Origin of the sequence: Streptomyces sp. NRRL F-5122, assembly GCF_001507435.1 — a bacterium.
GTDB lineage: Bacteria > Actinomycetota > Actinomycetes > Streptomycetales > Streptomycetaceae > Streptomyces > Streptomyces lannensis.
Window position 1 is genome coordinate 62,067 of the sequence record NZ_LMWH01000037.1, and the last position, 15,861, is coordinate 77,927.

Annotated in this window: 19 protein-coding genes; 10 read left to right on the plus strand and 9 right to left on the minus strand. The window is 71.2% G+C overall.

Annotated elements, in window-relative coordinates:
- Nucleotides 1-7 precede the first annotated feature (7 nt).
- Nucleotides 8-1,012: a hypothetical protein gene (locus ADL25_RS06360; RefSeq protein WP_059126643.1), complete on the minus strand. Its 1,005-nt coding sequence runs from the start codon at nt 1,010-1,012 to the stop codon at nt 8-10.
- Nucleotides 1,013-1,260: 248 nt separating this feature from the next.
- Between ADL25_RS06360 and ADL25_RS06365 the strand changes: the two genes are divergently transcribed.
- The gene (locus tag ADL25_RS06365; protein ID WP_059126644.1) at nt 1,261-1,713 is read left to right on the plus strand and encodes a DUF4442 domain-containing protein; all 453 of its coding nucleotides are present in this window, start codon (nt 1,261-1,263) and stop codon (nt 1,711-1,713) included.
- Nucleotides 1,714-2,003: 290 nt separating this feature from the next.
- Complete coding sequence (locus tag ADL25_RS06370; RefSeq protein WP_159044894.1) at nt 2,004-3,128, plus strand: VanZ family protein; 1,125 nt, start codon at nt 2,004-2,006, stop codon at nt 3,126-3,128.
- 175 nt (nt 3,129-3,303) lie between these two features.
- On the opposite strand, the gene ADL25_RS06375 is transcribed toward ADL25_RS06370, so the two are convergent.
- Complete coding sequence (locus tag ADL25_RS06375) at nt 3,304-3,774, minus strand: GNAT family N-acetyltransferase (protein ID WP_234380668.1); 471 nt, start codon at nt 3,772-3,774, stop codon at nt 3,304-3,306.
- Between the two features lie 330 nt (nt 3,775-4,104).
- Between ADL25_RS06375 and ADL25_RS06380 the strand changes: the two genes are divergently transcribed.
- On the plus strand, nt 4,105-4,755 hold the full coding sequence (locus ADL25_RS06380) for a DedA family protein (protein ID WP_059126861.1): 651 nt from the start codon (nt 4,105-4,107) through the stop codon (nt 4,753-4,755).
- Between the two features lies 1 nt (nt 4,756).
- Here ADL25_RS06380 and ADL25_RS06385 read toward each other — a convergent pair whose 3' ends face one another.
- Entirely contained in the window at nt 4,757-5,290 is a 534-nt protein-coding gene (locus ADL25_RS06385; RefSeq protein WP_059126647.1) for a gamma carbonic anhydrase family protein, read from the minus strand.
- A 105-nt stretch (nt 5,291-5,395) separates the two neighbouring features.
- On the opposite strand from ADL25_RS06385, the gene ADL25_RS06390 reads away from it, so the two are divergent.
- Complete coding sequence (locus ADL25_RS06390) at nt 5,396-6,160, plus strand: acyltransferase (protein ID WP_059126862.1); 765 nt, start codon at nt 5,396-5,398, stop codon at nt 6,158-6,160.
- 1 nt (nt 6,161) lies between these two features.
- Here the strand turns inward: ADL25_RS06390 and ADL25_RS06395 are convergent, their stop codons facing one another.
- A complete protein-coding gene (locus ADL25_RS06395) occupies nt 6,162-7,019 on the minus strand; it encodes a DMT family transporter (protein ID WP_059126648.1) in 858 nt (285 codons plus the stop codon).
- 93 nt (nt 7,020-7,112) lie between these two features.
- On the opposite strand from ADL25_RS06395, the gene ADL25_RS06400 reads away from it, so the two are divergent.
- On the plus strand, nt 7,113-7,685 hold the full coding sequence (locus ADL25_RS06400) for a helix-turn-helix domain-containing protein (RefSeq protein WP_059126649.1): 573 nt from the start codon (nt 7,113-7,115) through the stop codon (nt 7,683-7,685).
- Nucleotides 7,686-7,728: 43 nt separating this feature from the next.
- Entirely contained in the window at nt 7,729-8,283 is a 555-nt protein-coding gene (locus ADL25_RS06405) for a YbaK/EbsC family protein (RefSeq protein ID WP_059126650.1), read from the plus strand.
- Between the two features lie 72 nt (nt 8,284-8,355).
- Here the strand turns inward: ADL25_RS06405 and ADL25_RS06410 are convergent, their stop codons facing one another.
- Nucleotides 8,356-9,435 carry a cation diffusion facilitator family transporter gene (locus tag ADL25_RS06410; protein WP_079050214.1) on the minus strand — a complete coding sequence of 360 codons (1,080 nt, stop codon included), beginning with the start codon at nt 9,433-9,435 and terminating at the stop codon, nt 8,356-8,358.
- Nucleotides 9,436-9,494: 59 nt separating this feature from the next.
- Here ADL25_RS06410 and ADL25_RS06415 point away from each other — a divergent pair, with 59 nt between their 5' ends.
- The gene (locus ADL25_RS06415; RefSeq protein WP_059126652.1) at nt 9,495-9,884 is read left to right on the plus strand and encodes an ArsR/SmtB family transcription factor; all 390 of its coding nucleotides are present in this window, start codon (nt 9,495-9,497) and stop codon (nt 9,882-9,884) included.
- 204 nt (nt 9,885-10,088) lie between these two features.
- Here ADL25_RS06415 and ppk2 read toward each other — a convergent pair whose 3' ends face one another.
- The 4 genes from ppk2 to ADL25_RS06435 form a co-directional block, all read right to left on the minus strand.
- A complete protein-coding gene (gene ppk2 / locus ADL25_RS06420) occupies nt 10,089-10,976 on the minus strand; it encodes a polyphosphate kinase 2 (protein WP_059126653.1) in 888 nt (295 codons plus the stop codon).
- A 19-nt stretch (nt 10,977-10,995) separates the two neighbouring features.
- Nucleotides 10,996-11,229 carry a hypothetical protein gene (locus tag ADL25_RS06425; protein WP_059126654.1) on the minus strand — a complete coding sequence of 78 codons (234 nt, stop codon included), beginning with the start codon at nt 11,227-11,229 and terminating at the stop codon, nt 10,996-10,998.
- Nucleotides 11,230-11,248: 19 nt separating this feature from the next.
- Entirely contained in the window at nt 11,249-12,403 is a 1,155-nt protein-coding gene (locus tag ADL25_RS06430) for an inorganic phosphate transporter (protein WP_059126655.1), read from the minus strand.
- 290 nt (nt 12,404-12,693) lie between these two features.
- Nucleotides 12,694-13,251, minus strand: coding sequence for an NAD(P)H-dependent oxidoreductase (locus ADL25_RS06435; protein ID WP_059126656.1), 558 nt, complete (start codon nt 13,249-13,251; stop codon nt 12,694-12,696).
- A 169-nt stretch (nt 13,252-13,420) separates the two neighbouring features.
- Between ADL25_RS06435 and ADL25_RS06440 the strand changes: the two genes are divergently transcribed.
- The 3 genes from ADL25_RS06440 (at nt 13,421) to ADL25_RS06450 (ending at nt 15,821) form a co-directional block, all read left to right on the plus strand.
- Nucleotides 13,421-14,080, plus strand: a complete 660-nt coding sequence (locus ADL25_RS06440; protein ID WP_059126657.1) for a TetR/AcrR family transcriptional regulator — start codon at nt 13,421-13,423, stop codon at nt 14,078-14,080.
- A gap of 19 nt (nt 14,081-14,099) precedes the next feature.
- Entirely contained in the window at nt 14,100-14,660 is a 561-nt protein-coding gene (locus tag ADL25_RS06445) for a DinB family protein (RefSeq protein WP_079050229.1), read from the plus strand.
- A 150-nt stretch (nt 14,661-14,810) separates the two neighbouring features.
- Nucleotides 14,811-15,821 carry a cation diffusion facilitator family transporter gene (locus ADL25_RS06450; protein WP_059126659.1) on the plus strand — a complete coding sequence of 337 codons (1,011 nt, stop codon included), beginning with the start codon at nt 14,811-14,813 and terminating at the stop codon, nt 15,819-15,821.
- Nucleotides 15,822-15,861: the final 40 nt, after the last annotated feature.

A 15,861-nucleotide genomic window follows, 5' to 3' on the forward strand; every position in this document is an offset into this window, starting at 1 on the left:
CGCGGGCTCAGGACGCCGTCGGGTCGCCGTGCAGGCGTACCGTGCTCAGGATCTTCAAGATCGTCGCGTCCGGGACCTCGTCCTTCACGCCCGTGGCGCCGTACAGGCTCCATGCGACGAAGTCGCCGGCGGAGTTCTTGAACCCGAACGTGACGGCCTTGCCGTCGGAGGCGCACTTGCCCTTCTGGGGCGTGTTCTTGGACCGGGCCCAGGCGATGCTGCCCTGTATGCCCGCCGCGGTGGTGTAGGGCTTGGCCTTCTTGTCGAAGGTGATGCTCTTCTTGTCCGGCTGCGTGTAACCGCCGTACACCCACCAGGCCACCTGGTTCACCGCCACCTCATCGGTGGACTTGGCCCCGCTCGCGCCCTTGGTCCCGGTCCCGGCAAGCGCCTTGTCGTCGGTCTGCCCGTCCTTGTTGTCGTCGGACGTGCACCACTTCTCCTTGAGGAACGCCGGCGCGGACATGGTGATCAGCGGCTTTCCCTCGGCCTTGGGATTGTCGTCCTCGAACCCGATCAACAGCCCGGGCGACTTCACGTCCCACTCCGGCGGGACGTCGAAGGCCGTGCCCCACTTGGGGTTGACGACGACTTTCCAGCCCGGGACGGTCGGCTTCTCGCTCTCGCCGCCGCGCGGGTTGTCGGACGCGGACGTCGAAGGCGTCGCGCTCTGGGGGGCACTTGCCGACGGCTTGTCGTCGCCCCCGGCCTTGTCGTCCTTGTCGCCTCCGAGGACCAGGAAAGCCGTGACGCCCGCGGTGACGACGACGGCCGCCGCCGCCACGATCGCGACGACCTTGGTCCGGTTGCCGCCGCCCCCGCCGCCCGGCGGCTGCGGTGCGCCCACGGGCGTGGGCGGCCCCCATTGCGGCCCGCCGGGCTGCTGGTACGGGTTGGGCTGCTGATAACCCGGCTGCTGATACGGGTTCGGCTGCTGGTACCCCGGCTGCTGGTAGGGGTTCTGGTTCTGCGGGTTCTGCTCGCCCCCGGGCGGCTGCTGTCCTGGCCACATGGGCCATAACCCTAGTGCCGCCTGTGACACGTTTCGGTCACTGCCCATCGTCAGACCCGTACCGGAAAAGGGGAGTTGAGCGCATCGACGCACACCGGGAGCCGCGGGGCCCGGGCGGCGGTCCGCACGGTCGCGCCGGGCGTCCGCCCGCCGCGCCCCGACGGCCGCACGCCGATCCACTTCGAGGCCCGGTACGTGATCGGTCCGGCCCCTGGCCAGAGGTCGCTACCCATGGGTAACATCCAGCCATGAGCGCAGACCAGACGTCGATCGGCGACATGCTCGCCGCCACGGTGCCGATGGCCAGGACCCTCAACCTGGAGTTCCTGGAGACCACGCCGGAGAAGGCCGTGGTGGCCCTGCCGGACCAGGGCGAGTTCCACAACCACGTCGGTGGACCGCACGCCGGTGCGATGTTCACGCTGGGCGAGTCGGCGAGCGGCGCGATCGTGCTGGCCGCTTTCGGTGAGCAGCTGTCGCGTGCCGTGCCGCTGGCCGTGAGTGCCGAGATCGCCTACAAGAAGCTTGCGATGGGCCCCGTCACCGCGACCGCGACGCTCGGCCGCCCCGCCGCCGAGATCGTCGCCGAACTCGACGCCGGCCGGCGCCCCGAGTTCCCCGTCACCATCACGATCCGACGCGGGGACGGCGCCGTGACCGGCGAGATGACGGTCGTCTGGACCCTGCGCCCCAACAGCTGACACGACCGCACAGGACACCGAAGGGCCCCGACCGGGGGAGACGACTCCCGGACGGGGCCCTTCTGTGTGACGGCGCAGGACTCCATGACGGGCACCGGCCCGCGCATCCGCCGTCGTACGACCGCCCGTTTCTCTTGCGGGCCGGGGCATCCGACCCCGCCCCACCACCCGTTACAGCTTGGTCATGGGTTGAGCCAACCGCCATGACCTGTGGGCGCCATGGTGATCTCCGATGCGCCGGATTCCGTGCGTTGTCGACCGATCTCCTCGCGCTTGCGAAAGGCACGACATTGTTCGCTCTCGTCTTCGGAGGGCACCTCGTGTACGTCCTCCTCGTCGCCCTTGTCTCGGCGTCGGTGCTCGGGGTCGTCACGCTCCTTCTCCGTGACCGGACCGACCGGCCCTGGGCCTATGGGGCCTGGGCGGCCATGACGACGGCCACCCTGTTCCTGACGCTCTGGCTCAGGCCCGTGGGTACGGGAGCGGTGCGATGCACGATCAGCAAGGATCTGTGGGAGCCCTTCGGGACGGTCCAGGGCTGGATGAACGTCGCGCTCTTCGTGCCCATCGGCTTCTTCGGGGTGCGTGCGGCCCGGCGGCCGATGCCCCCGCTGCTGCTGTCCGTCCTGCTGGCCTGCGGGATCGAGACCGCCCAGGCCTGTCTTCCCGTGATCGGCCGCTACTGCGACACGAGCGACCTGGTCACCAATGTCGCGGGCGGCGCCGTGGGCGTGGGCCTCGGGGTCCTGTCCCTGCGCCTCGCCGGTTCGCCGCTGTCGCCCTGGCCCACTCGCAGCCGATGGTTGCCGGTCGCGACCGGGGCGGGATTCGCGGCCGTCGCCTGTGTGATGGCGACCGTCGTCGATGTACGGGTCGTTGATCACGCCGAGCCGAGCAGGGAGGCGTCCGCGGAACAGCGGACGGTGATCGGGGAGGCGGTCCGCACGGCACTCGGCGACGATTTCAGGGTCGTCAGTGTCTCGGACAACACGCCGTGCGGCGTGGACGGCGTGAACGAAGAGGTGTGGGCCGAGCTGAAACCCAGCGGTATCGCCTCGCTGAGCTGGCCCGACCGTGACCGGTTCCAGATCGATGTGTCGGTGGGTCCCGAGGCCTCGGACGCGACAACCGGGTATCCCATTCCGGGCTCCGCCGGATCCGTGCACGACGAGGCGGCCGCCGAGCAGGCCGCAGGCCGGTACGTGGCCGCGCACTACCCCACCGCCGACCGGAAGCGGCCGGTGGTGGAGCGCGCCGACGACGGCGGGGACGGGACCTGGACCGTCACCTACCCCTACCACGACGACCGGATGCCGTCCGTGACGTCGCTGCGGGCGACCGTCGACTCCGCCGGACGACTCCGCGGCGTCCGTCTGGCCGCTGCCGCCGACAGTGGCCCCGGTGACTGCCGCTGACGGCATCGCCGAACAGGCTCCACGGCGGGCGGCCCCGGTCCTCGGCATCGGCTGGGCCGACGACCGGGGGTGGTGCGGGGCGACGTCCGTCGCCGCGCCGCGGCGGTGGCCGGTCCCGGGAAGCGCGGTGATCAGGACACGGCGCCCGGCGGGGCCGCGCCGGGCGCGCCCGGGCTCACTGACCGGGGAAGGTGAGCCGCAGCACGATCTCGTCGTCGTCGAGCTCACCCGTGGGTACGAACCCGAACTTCTGATAGAAGGGCCATGGCTCGCCGTCGCCGGGCTCGTAGCTGGTCAGCAACTCGGTGGCGCCGTCCTCGCGCACCAGGGTGATGACCTGGGCGAGCGCTTCCCGGCCGATTCCCTGTCCCTGGTACCGCTTGTCGATGAGCAGACGCCACAGGAAGTGCCGCCCCGCGTACGGACCGGTCGGCGGCTTCCACGACAGCATCACGAAGCCGACCGGCTCGTCGCCGCGGTACACGGCGCGGTACCAGGGCCTGGCCTCCGGGTCCTTGGCCGCCTGTTTGAGCGACTTGGACACGGAGGCGACGAACTGCTTCTGGTCGTGCCGCACGTGAAGGTCGCGAACGGCTTCCCGGTTGTCGTCGGTGATCTCCCGTAGGTGCACGCCTGGGGAACTCATGCCACTCCTCTTCCGCAGCCGGCAGCTGCGCCGTCCGGGCCTGTGGGAGGAGCCGCCACCGGGCGGCAGTCCCGTCCGTCCGGGCTGCCGAGTACCCGATTCAGGAAGTTTTCGCAGCGTATGCGACCCAGGCGATCCGGAGCGTGACTGGCGCGCCGGGGCGTGATCGGGCGCCGGGCGCCGGCACCGACCGTGCGCCCCGGATCCCCGTGAGCGAGGGCGTGCGCAAAGGGGGCGAGCAGGTAGGCTTCCCGGGGTACGTCCGAGGGGGAAGCGCGCCGCCGTCACACACGACACGGATCGCGCAGAGTGGAACGGGAGGAGCCGGCGTTGCACGTCCAGGAATGGCTCGACACGGTGCCCGCGGTCGCGGTCTACGCCGTGGTGGCCCTGGTCATCGGCGTGGAGAGCCTCGGTATTCCGCTGCCCGGCGAGATCGTCCTGGTGTCGGCCGCGCTGCTGTCCTCCCAGCACTCCGGCATCAACCCCGTTGTTCTGGGCGCCTGCGCCAGCCTGGGCGCCGTGGTGGGCGACTCCATCGGCTACGCCATCGGGCGCAAGGGGGGCCGGCCGCTGCTCGCCTGGCTCGCCAAGCGGTTCCCCAAGCACTTCAGCGAGGGTCACGTCGCCACCGCCGAGCGCTCCTTCGAGAAGTGGGGCATGTGGGCGGTGTTCTTCGGCCGCTTCATCGCCCTGCTGCGGATCTTCGCCGGACCGCTCGCCGGTGTGCTGCGGATGCCGTACTGGAAGTTCCTGACCGCGAACCTGCTGGGCGGAGTGGTCTGGGCCGGCGGCACCACCGCGGTCATCTACTACGTCGGCGTCGTCGCCGAGTCCTGGCTGAAGAAGTTCTCCTGGCTGGGTCTTGTGGCGGCGGTGGTCATCGGGGTCGCCTCGATGCTCGTCGTGAGGCGCAAGGCGAAGAAGGCGACGCAGGAGAAGGAGGCGGCCGAGCGGGAGACCGTCCCGGCCGCCGAGTGAGTCAGGGCTTCTCGTGCACCTCTCGGTGTGCCCTCGCCAGGTCCGCGTACATCGTTCCGTTCAGGGTGATCACCTCGCGCTCCTCGGCGGTCAGCTCACGCTTGACCTTCGCGGGCACGCCCGCCACGAGTGAACCCGGGGGCACACGCATGCCCTGTGGCACCAGCGCCTGAGCGGCGACCAGGGATCCCGCGCCGATCACCGCGCCGTTGAGGACCGTCGCGCCCATGCCGATCAGGCAGTCGTCCTCGACGGTGGCGCCGTGCACCACGGCGTTGTGCCCGACGGAGACACGCTCGCCGACGGAGACCGGGAAACCGGGGTCGGCGTGGAGCGTGCAGTTGTCCTGCACATTGCTGTTCGCACCGACGGTGATCCCTTCGACGTCGCCGCGCAGGACCGCGCCGTACCAGACGCTCGCGCCCGCGCGCAGCGTCACGTCCCCGATCACCGAGGACGTGGGCGACACGAACGCCTCCCGGTCCACCTGGGGATCCCTGCCGCCGATGCCCGCTATCAGCGCCCTGTGCGTCATTGCCTCTCCTCCTGGTCGGTCCACCGGCACCGTACGCCATCGGTAGGGCGAAGATCACAGCCGTCCTGACGCATCGGCGTACCCGGCGCTGAGTACCGTGTGCGGGTGCCCAGGAGCAAGAACACGTTCTCGTCATGGCGTCACGGTCTCGTGCAGCGGGCCGTGCACGCGGGCTGGGCCTGGGTGCAGCGCACGGGCTCCGTGACCGCCGAGCGCCCGGGCCGCTTTCGCTTCGGCGCGATGGGAACGAGTACCAGGCTGGCCTTCCCGCTCGGTACCGTCTTCGGCGAACCCTGGATCCATCTCGGTTCCCACTGCATCATCGGCGAGCAGGTCACGCTGACCGCCGGGCTGATGCCGGACCTCGACCTCGGCCCCGAGCCGATCCTGCGCATCGGTGACGGCGTCGTCCTCGGCCGGGGCAGCCACGTCATCGCCGACACCTCGGTCACCATCGGCAGCGACTGCTACTTCGGGCCGTACGTCTACGTGACCTCCACGAACCACTCCTACGACGACCCGCATCAGCCCATCGGCAAGCAGTGGCCGCGCATGGAGCCGGTGGAGATCGGCCCGGGGTGCTGGATCGGCACGGGCGCCGTGATTCTTCCCGGCGCACGGATCGGGCGGAACGTGGTGGTGGCGGCCGGGGCGGTCGTACGTGGTGATGTGCCGGACCATGTCGTGGTGGCCGGGGCTCCGGCGCGGGTCGTGCGGCGCTGGACCCCGGACACCGGATGGCAGCCGCCGCTCAGGACACCCGCTCCGGTGCCGATCCCGGACGGTGTCACGCCGGAGCAGCTGCTGGCGCTCTCGGAGCTCGACGAGGGCGATGTCGCCCGGCTCGCGGAGCTGGACGCCGAGGCCTGACTCAGCCGGTGGCCAGCAGCACCGAGCCCACCAGGGCGAGGCCCGCGCCCGCCGCCTGTACCGGGCGCAATCGTTCGCTGAGGAAGCCCCGCGCGGCGAGCGCCGTGACGACGGGGTAGAGCGAGGCGAGCACGGCGGCCACCGTGACCGGACCGTGCTGGGCGGCGAGGGCGTACGTGCCGTTGGCGGCGACGTCGGCGAGTCCGACGAAGGCGAGGGCGGGGACGGAACGCCAGGGGAGGCCTTCGTCCGGGAGGGCCGCGGCGCCCCTGCGCATGCCGATGTACAGGGCGGCACCGCCTGTGACGACGTTCGCGAGGCGCTGCACGAACAGGGCCAGGAACAACCCGGTCACCGTGGTCGACGCCTCGGCGATCAGCGCGAACACCGTACCGAAGCCGAGCGCCGCGACCAGGGTGAGCAGGATGGCCTGCCGTTGCACCGGCGCGCCTCTGAGCTGCGGTCCGCCCGCGAGGACCACGCCGAGCACGGCGACGGCGATCCCGGCGGCCTGGAGCAGCCCGGGGCGTTCGCCGAGGACGAGCCCGACCCCGATGGGCACGGCCACGCTCAAGGTGGCGAGCGGTGAGACGACACCCATCGGGCCGAGGGCGAGCGCCTGGTAGAAGGAGAGCAGAGCGACGGGCCCGACCAGGCCGGCCGCGAGCGCGAACCACAGCCGCGGTCCCGCCTCGCTCCACCCGCCCGTGGCCACCACGAGCGCGCCGAGGACCGCCGCCGCGATGGTCTGCGACACCACCACCACCGTCAACGCGGGCATCCGCCGGGTCAGCAGCCCGCCGCCGAAGTCGGCCAGCCCCCACAGGAGGCTGGTGGCCAGGGCGAACAGTGCTGTCATGGGCCGCCTCGCAGTACAGTGCAGTGAACGATCAGGTGCACCACACCATAGTTCATTCTGATGGACTCTGTCATACACAATATTGGACGGAATGTGTCGGATCTCGACCTGCTGACCCAGTCCCTGGCGCGCAACGTCAAGCGCTGGCGGACCGAGCGGGGCTTCACCCTGGAGACGCTCGCCGCCCGCGCCGGAGTCAGCCGCGGCATGCTCATCCAGATCGAGCAGGCCCGCACCAACCCGAGCATCGGCACGGTGGTCAAGATCGCCGACGCGCTCGGCGTGAGCATCACCACCCTGCTCGACTACGAGCAGGGCCCCAAGGTCCGTATCGTGCCCGCCGACCAGGCCGTGCGGCTGTGGCGCACCGACGCGGGCAGCTACAACCGACTCCTCGCCGGGACAGAGGCCCCCGGACCGCTGGAGATGTGGGACTGGCGGCTGATGCCGGGCGACAGCAGCGCCTCCGATCCGCACCCCTCGGGGACGGTGGAACTCGTCCACGTCACCACCGGCGAACTGACCCTCACCGTGGACGGCGTCGCGCACCTCGTCCCGACCGGTGCGAGCGCCTCCTTCGAGGCGGACACCCCGCACACCTACGGCAACGACGGCGACGTGCCGATGGAGATGGTCATGTCGATCTCGGTGCCGCCCGTGCGCTGAGACGCCCCGCCGGTGGCCCGCCCGCGGCTGTTAGCGTGCGGTCATGCGCGCACCCATCGGAGACTTCGACCAGGCCACGCCAGCCCCCGACTGCCTCGACGAGCTGACCGCTCCGGTGGCGGACGCCGTACGGGCCTGGCGCGGCGCCGTGCCGGCCGACCGGATCGTCTACGTCGACACCGAGCCGGACTGGGCCGACACCGCGGTCTTCCTGGAGCACTACGGCAAGGACCTCCTCGACCGGTCCGCCAACTGCGTGGTCGTCGCGGCCAAGCGCGGTGGCGAGACGACGCTGGCCGCCTGTGTGGTCCTCTCCGCCACCCGGGTCGACGTGAACGGCGTGGTCCGCCGTCAACTGGGCGCCCGCAAGGCGTCCTTCGCGGCGATGGACGTGGCGACCGGGGAGACGGGGATGGAGTACGGCGGCATCACTCCGATCGGACTGCCCGCCGACTGGCCGGTGCTGGTGGACTCGGCGGTCGTCGACCTGCCGTATGTGCTGGTCGGCAGCGGCCGGCGCCGGGGCAAGCTGCTGGTGCCGGGGAAGGCGTTCGCGGAACTGCCGAACGCGGTGGTGCTTGAGGGCCTGGGGGCCTGACCGCCGCGCGGATCGGGGCGTGCGCAGGGACGGCCGAGCGGCCGGGCGCGGTCGGCGCCGGGAGCCGGCCCGTCAGGCGCCCGGATGACCGTGGTGGGCCAAGGCCAGATGGGGATCCGTCTCGCCCGGTGCCGGGGCCGGATCCGGGTGGATCAATGCCGCGGTGAGTTTCGGGACGGCGTGCAGCAGGGCGTGCTCGGCCGCGACCGCGATCTCGTGCGCCCGGCGTACGCTCACCTCGCCGTCCACCACCACCGCCACCTCGGCGCGCAGCCGGTGCCCGATCCAGCGCAGCCGCAGTTCGCCGACCTCGCGCACACCCGGCACCGCGCGCAGCGCCTGCTCGGCCCGGTCCACCAGCGACGGTTCCACGGCGTCCAGCACTCTGCGGAAGACCTCGCGCGCCGCGTCCCGCAGCACCAGGACGATCGCGGCCGTGATCGCCAACCCGACGAGCGGGTCGGCGAGTTGCCAGCCGAGCGCCGCTCCGCCCGCGCCCATCAGCACCGCGAGCGAGGTGAATCCGTCCGTGCGGGCGTGCAGCCCGTCGGCCACCAGTGCCGCCGAGCCGATCGCCCGGCCCACCCGGATGCGGTGCCGGGCGACCCACTCGTTGCCTGCGAAGCCGATGACGGCCGCGACGGCGACGGCGGGGATGTGCTGCACGGGACGTGGGTCGAGCAGCCGCTCGACCGCCGCCCAGGCGGCGAACGCGGCGGACGCGGTGATGGTCAGCACGATCACGATGCCCGCGAGATCCTCGGCGCGGCCGAATCCGTAGGTGAAACGGCGGGTGGCCGCCCTGCGGCCCAGGACGAAGGCGACGCCGAGCGGCACCGCGGTCAGGGCGTCGGCGGCGTTGTGCACGGTGTCGCCGAGCAGCGCGACCGACCCGGAGATCACGACCACGACCGCCTGCGCCAGGGCCGTCCCGCCGAGCACGGCCAGCGAGAGCCACAGTGCGCGCATGCCACGGGCGGAGGACTCCAGTGCGGAGTCGAGCTTGTCCGCGGTCTCGTGGGAGTGGGGAGTGAGGAGATGACGGAGACGGGGCAGGAGGCCGAGGCCGCGCGGACGAGGGTGCGGGTGCTCGTGTGCGGGGTGGCGGGAGTGGACGTGCGCGTGTCCGTGCCCCTCGTGCTCGTGACTCACCTGAGGACCCCTTTCGCCGCGATGTGGACGCGTTCCCCCTACGGAGCCATTATGTGCGTATGAGCGCACGCATGCACCTGTCACCTGCGAAACCGGCGCAGTCGCGCACGGACGGCACGGCCGCGGAGCACCCCCGGACCCCCGGCGAGGAACAGTTCGCGCTGGCCGCCGAGCTGCTCGCCCTGCTCGGTGACCGCACCCGCCTCGCCCTGCTGCACGCCCTGACCGGGGGTGAGGCCGACGTCTCCACGCTCACCGAGGCGTGCGGCGCTGCGCGCCCCGCCGTCAGCCAGCATCTGGCGCGGCTCCGGCTCGCGGGCCTGGTCGACACGCGCAAGGAGGGACGCCGGGTGGTCTACTCGCTGCGCGACGGCCATCTGCGCCGGGTCGTGGACGAGGCGCTCAGCCTGGCCGACCACCGGCTCAGCAACCGCCCCGCCCACGACTGACCCTCCGGTCCGCGCTCCGGCCGGTCCACCCTCGCGCGGCGGGTGAACGCCGTCATCGGGACGGCGAGGTCAGCGGCCCGCGCCGGGTCCGCACGGCCCGCGGGGACCGGCGGTCGACGGGAGGCACGACGAAGCGCCGGGTCCCGCGGGCGCGCGGGGCCGGGGCCGCCGCGCGCCGCCGGTCCCGGCGCTCGGGCAGAGCGGTCAGTGGGCGCTGTCGTCCTCGCCCGCCTCCAGCAGGTTCGCCGCGGCACCCACGATGCTGGGGTCGGGGCTGCCGACGATCTCCTCGTCCTTGTCGGCGTAGCCGAAGCGGGCGAGGACACTGCGCATCGCCTCCACGCGTGCCCGCTTCTTGTCGTTGCTCTTCACGACGGTCCACGGCGCGTACTCCGTGTCCGTCTCGCGGAACATCGAGACCTTGGCGGCGGTGTAGTCGTCCCAGCGGTCGAGGGAGGCCAGGTCCATCGGGCTCAGCTTCCACTGCCGCACGGGGTCGACCTGGCGGATCGTGAACCGGGTGCGCTGCTCGCTCTGCGAGACCGAGAACCAGAACTTCACCAGGTCCACGCCGTCGTCCACGAGCATCCGCTCGAACAGCGGGGCCTGCCGCATGAAGCGGCGGTACTCGTCGTCGGTGCAGAAGCCCATGACGCGCTCCACGCCGGCCCGGTTGTACCAGGACCGGTCGAACAGCACGATCTCGCCCTCGGTCGGCAGATGTTCGACGTACCGCTGGAAGTACCACTGCCCGCGCTCACGCTCGGTCGGCTTCTCCAACGCGACCACCCGGGCGCCGCGCGGGTTGAGGTGCTCGGTGAAGCGCTTGATCGTGCCGCCCTTGCCGGCCGCGTCCCGCCCTTCGAAGACGATCACGAGCCGCCGGCCGGTCGCCTTGATCCAGCTCTGCAGCTTCAGCAGTTCGATCTGCTGGAGCCGCTTGTGCCACTCGTACTCCTTGCGCTCCATCCGCTCGTCGTACGGGTAGTTCTCGCGCCAGGTGTCCACGGGGCTGCCGTCGGGGCGCAGCAACACCGGGTCGTCGTGGTCGGTGTAGTCGACGCGCAGGCCGTCGGTCACCAGAGGTGTCATCCGTCCTCCTCCCGCTCTCTCAGTGGAACTGCGGCACGATCAGATAGATTCCGTAACCCACGACCGCGGCGCAGGCCAGGAAGCAGAGCCCGGCCTGGGCCAGGCCGAGGGCGTGGGTACCGCCGTCCCGCTCACGGGCGCTCTCGACCTGGGCGATGCCGAGCACGCCGAGCGCGAAGACGACGACGGCGGCGACGGTGACTCCGATGCTGACCGCGGTGACCTCGCCGAGGGCGGTCCAGTCAAGGTGCATGGCTAGAACTCTCCCTGCCTCAGGCGGCGGTGCCGACGCTCGTGGGGGTGGTGCCACGGAGCGTGACCTCGTGGCTCTCGTTCACATTGTGGGCGTGAATCGGGTTGCGGCGCGAGACGACCACGATGAACGCGGCGACGGCGGCGGCGACCAGGGCGATCACCGCGGTGCCGATGTTTCCGCCGTGCTTGACGACGCTCGCGGAGACGCCGCCCACCAGGGCGGCCGCCGGAAGCGTCACCAGCCAGGCGATCACCATGCGGCCGGCGGTGCCCCAGCGGACCTCGGCGAGCCGTCGCCCGAGACCCGCTCCGAGGATGCCGCCGGAACAGACCTGGGTGGTGGACAGGGCGAAGCCGAGGTGGGCCGAGGTCAGGATGACGGTCGTGGACGCGGCCTCGGCGGCGAAGCCCTGTGGCGACTGGATGTCGGTCAGGCCCTTGCCCATCGTGCGGATGATGCGCCACCCGCCGAGATAGGTGCCGAGGCCGATGGCCAGACCGGCCGACGCGATCACCCATACGGGCGGCCCCGCGTCGTGACCGAGCGCGCCGGCCGAGATCAGGGTGAGGGTGATGACGCCCATCGTCTTCTGTGCGTCGTTGGTGCCGTGGGCCAGGGAGACCAGTGAGGCGGAGGCGATCTGGCCGAGGCGGAAGCCCCGGGTCACCGACTCTTTGCGGGCACGGGCGGTGATCCGGTAGGCGAGGTACGTGGCCAGCAGAGCGGCGATCCCTGCCACCACGGGGGAGGCGACCGCCGGGATGAGGACCTTCTCGACAACCTTGTCGAAGTGCACGCCGTCGCTGCCCGCACCCACCCAGACGGCGCCGACGAGGCCGCCGAAGAGCGCGTGCGACGAACTGGACGGCAGCCCGAGGAGCCAGGTGAGCAGATTCCACAGGATCGCGCCCACCAGCCCCGCGAAGATCATCCCCGGGGTCACCAGTGTGTCGTCCACGATGCCGCCCGAGATGGTCTTCGCGACCTCGGTCGACAGGAACGCACCGACGATGTTCAGCACCCCGCTGATCAGGACCGCGGTTCTCGGCTTGAGCGCGCCGGTGGCGATGGAGGTGGCCATCGCGTTCGCGGTGTCATGGAATCCGTTCGTGAAGTCGAAGGCCAGCGCCGTGACGATGACGACGGCCACTAGGAACGTGATGTGGTCCATGCCACGATGCAAGCAATCGAAGGCGACCTGCCGGAGAAGCACAGGCAAAGCCCGGGCATGCGTCTGATGGGCGATCAGACACCGAAACCGCAGCTGATCAGGGGTGTCGAAGCGGCCGCGAAGGGTATGTGAAGAGATTTCGCGGACCACGCGGACGAGGGAACAGGTGCGCGCGTACGGCGGTGTGCCGGGACCGGCGGCAGGGGTGAACGCCAGTGGGCCAGGACGCTGTGTCCTGGCCCACTGGCGATGTGGTGGATCGGTGCCGGGCCCGATGCCGGCCCCGGGGATCAGGCAGCGGCGGGCGTGGCCTGAGTGAGCTGCTGGATGACCTTGGTCAGCCCCTCGACGACCTCGGTGTCGTCGGCCGGGTGGGTCTCGGCGAAGCGGACCACGGAGCCGGGGATGGAGAGCTTGGCCTCCTCGACGACCGTGCCGCCGGCGATCGTCACGGCCTTGCGTGCCTCGTCCTGCGCCCACACGCCGCCGTACTGGCCGTAGGCGGTGCCGACGACTGCGACCGGCTTGCCGGACAGGGCGCCGGCGCCGTGCGGGCGGGACAGCCAGTCGATCGCGTTCTTCAGGACGGCCGGGATGGTGCCGTTGTACTCGGGCGAGAAGAGCAGCAGGGCATCGGCCTGGCCGGCGGCCGCACGCAGCGTGGCGGCGGCAGCGGGCACGTTGCCCTCGACGTCGATGTCCTCGTTGTAGAAGGGGACGTCGGCCAGCCCCTCCTGGAGCACCACCTCCACACCCTCGGGGGCGTGCTTCACCGCGGCCTCGGCGAGCTGACGATTGTGCGAACCGGCACGAAGGCTGCCGACGAGGGCGAGGATGCGAACGGACATGGCGACACTCCCAGAATCTGCAACAAATACCACCGGACCAGGACGGACCGGGAGGAACCGGTAGGCCCTTCGTTGAAGTTTGTAGCACTCCAACCGGACCGCGGTCCACTTCCCGTGGAGTCTAAACGGACCCAGGTCCGAATCTCTTCCCGCCGCTAGGCTGAGGTTCATGACCGAGCAGCCTCCGCCCGCTCCCGTGCCGCCGCAGGCGGACAGCGAGGACCTCGCGGACCGCACCCTCACGCCACTCAAACCCACCCAGCTGCGCGCCGACGCCGCCCGCAACCGCACGCGGCTGCTGGAAGTGGCCGAGCGTCTGGCCGCCGAACGCGGTATAGCGAACGTCACCATGGAGGACATCGCCTGCGGCGCCGGCGTCGGCAAGGGCACGGTCTTCCGGCGGTTCGGGGACCGCGCGGGCCTGCTGGTGGAGCTGCTGAGCCATCAGGAGGAGAAGCTGCAGGCCGCCCTGATCTCCGGCCCGCCGCCGCTCGGCCCCGGGACGCCTCCCGTGGAGCGGCTGCGCGCCTTCGGCATGGGCGTCATCCGTCACGAACACGCCCACCGGGACCTGTACATGGCCGCCCACGCGGACCCGCGGCGCCACCGGACGAACGCGCCTTACCAGTTCCGCTTGACCCATGTGGCCATGCTGCTGCGCGAGTCCCGGGTCGAGGGCGACCTCGAACTCGTCGCGCACACCCTGCTGGGCTATCTGGAGACGGTCTTCGTCGACCATCTGCTCACCCGTCGCGGGATGTCCGAGGAGCGGGTGGAGGCCGGCTGGTGCGATCTGGTCGACCGGTTCACACACCGATGCGGCGACTGACGCCGCCGCACGGCCCATGATGGTGCGCGTGACGTCCTTGACCAGAAGAGCCGAGATGTTCGTCCCCGCCGAGCGCGATCCCCGCACCCTCGGCCCCGCCACTGGCGGCGAACGCGCCCTTCTCGTCGACTTCCTGGCCGCTCAGCGCGCCACGCTGGAACTCAAGTGCGCCGGCCTCGAGGCCCGGCTGTCGCAGCGGTCGGTGGCACCGTCCACGCTCTCGCTGCTGGGTCTGGTACGCCATCTCGCCGACGTCGAGCGTCGCTGGTTCCGGCAGGTCCTGGCGGGGCGGGACGCACCGCCCCGGTTCTCCTCGTCCTCGGACCCCGACGGCGACTTCACCGGTGCCGTGCCCGATCCGGACGTCGTCTCCCGGGCCTGGGAGGCCTGGCGCGAGGAGATCGACTTCGCCGAGGCGTTCGTCGCCGACGCACCGCATCTCGACGTCGAGGGCCACGACTCCTGGCGCGGAACCGTCTCGCTCCGCTGGGTGCTCATCCACATGATCGAGGAGTACGCCCGGCACAACGGCCATGCCGACCTGCTGCGGGAGCGTATCGACGGGGCCATCGGCGTATAAGCGGCGCCGTACCCCGTGGTGCGGTGTTTACGCAGGTCAGCGGCGTACTATCGGACATGACAACGGTCACCGGTGCAGCCTTTGCCGCAGGGTGCCGTTATGCGTTTCACTGCCGTCCAGGGACCCGATACGAGGGGGAAGGCGGACCACATGAGCGGCCACGGTCACCAGCACGGCCCCGGAGGGCACTCCGGGCACTCCCACGGTGTGTCGGCGGACGCCGACCGCCGTTGGCTCGGCCTGGCACTCGCCCTGATCACCGTGTTCATGGCGGCCGAGGTGGTCGTCGGTGTCCTCGCGTCGTCCCTGGCCCTGCTCTCCGACGCGGCCCACATGCTCACCGACGCGGCGTCCATCGTGCTCGCTCTCGTCGCGATGCGGCTCGCCGCCCGCCCGGCCCGCGGCGGCTTCACCTACGGACTCAAGCGCGCGGAGATCCTCTCGGCCCAGGCCAACGGGCTCACCCTGCTCCTGCTGGGCGCCTGGCTCGCGTACGAGGCCGTGCGGCGGCTGATCGCCCCGCCTGCCGTGGCGGGCATCGCGATGCTGGTCACCGCGCTCGTGGGCATCGCCGTCAATGTGGCCGCCACCTGGTGCATCTCTCGTGCCAACCGCTCCTCGCTCAATGTCGAGGGCGCCTACCAGCACATCCTGAACGACCTGTTCGCCTTCGTCGGTACCGCGGTCGCCGCGCTCGTGGTCGTGACGACGGGCTTCGAGCGCGCCGACGCCATCGCCACGCTCGTGGTCGTCGCTCTGATGGTGAAGGCCGCGTACGGACTGCTGCGTGACTCGGGCCGCATCTTCCTGGAGGCGGCGCCCGCCGATGTCGACCCCGACGCGCTCGGCGACCGGCTCGTCGCCCGTGCGGACGTAGTCGAGGTGCACGACCTGCACGTCTGGCAGATCACCTCGGGCCAGTCGGCGCTGTCCGCCCATGTGCTGGTCGAACCGGGCGGCGACTGCCACGCCGTGCGCCGCGACCTCGAGGACGTGCTGCGCAGCGGCTACGGCATCACCCACACCACCCTTCAGGTCGACCACGCCGCCGAGGCGGTTCTTCAGCTGGCCCGGCCGGGGGAGCGGGATACGGCCGGCGATCCCGGGCACTGCGAGGCCCCGCACGGCCCCGTCCACCGGGACGAACCGCACCACCACTGACGAGGGCGATGGCGGTTCCTGCACTGTCTTGACCCTCTCT

Excerpts from the sequence above, each read along its gene's own strand:
- ADL25_RS06360 (WP_059126643.1), bottom strand. The coding sequence starts at position 1,012 with ATGTGGCCAGGACAGCAGCCGCCCGGGGGCGAGCAGAACCCGCAGAAC.
- ADL25_RS06365 (WP_059126644.1), top strand. The coding sequence starts at position 1,261 with ATGAGCGCAGACCAGACGTCGATCGGCGACATGCTCGCCGCCACGGTG.
- ADL25_RS06375 (WP_234380668.1), bottom strand. The coding sequence starts at position 3,774 with ATGAGTTCCCCAGGCGTGCACCTACGGGAGATCACCGACGACAACCGG.
- ADL25_RS06385 (WP_059126647.1), bottom strand. The coding sequence starts at position 5,290 with ATGACGCACAGGGCGCTGATAGCGGGCATCGGCGGCAGGGATCCCCAG.
- ADL25_RS06395 (WP_059126648.1), bottom strand. The coding sequence starts at position 7,019 with ATGACAGCACTGTTCGCCCTGGCCACCAGCCTCCTGTGGGGGCTGGCC.
- ADL25_RS06405 (WP_059126650.1), top strand. The coding sequence starts at position 7,729 with ATGCGCGCACCCATCGGAGACTTCGACCAGGCCACGCCAGCCCCCGAC.
- ADL25_RS06415 (WP_059126652.1), top strand. The coding sequence starts at position 9,495 with ATGAGCGCACGCATGCACCTGTCACCTGCGAAACCGGCGCAGTCGCGC.
- ppk2 (WP_059126653.1), bottom strand. The coding sequence starts at position 10,976 with ATGACACCTCTGGTGACCGACGGCCTGCGCGTCGACTACACCGACCAC.
- ADL25_RS06425 (WP_059126654.1), bottom strand. The coding sequence starts at position 11,229 with ATGCACCTTGACTGGACCGCCCTCGGCGAGGTCACCGCGGTCAGCATC.
- ADL25_RS06430 (WP_059126655.1), bottom strand. The coding sequence starts at position 12,403 with ATGGACCACATCACGTTCCTAGTGGCCGTCGTCATCGTCACGGCGCTG.
- ADL25_RS06435 (WP_059126656.1), bottom strand. The coding sequence starts at position 13,251 with ATGTCCGTTCGCATCCTCGCCCTCGTCGGCAGCCTTCGTGCCGGTTCG.
- ADL25_RS06440 (WP_059126657.1), top strand. The coding sequence starts at position 13,421 with ATGACCGAGCAGCCTCCGCCCGCTCCCGTGCCGCCGCAGGCGGACAGC.
- ADL25_RS06445 (WP_079050229.1), top strand. The coding sequence starts at position 14,100 with ATGGTGCGCGTGACGTCCTTGACCAGAAGAGCCGAGATGTTCGTCCCC.
- ADL25_RS06450 (WP_059126659.1), top strand. The coding sequence starts at position 14,811 with ATGAGCGGCCACGGTCACCAGCACGGCCCCGGAGGGCACTCCGGGCAC.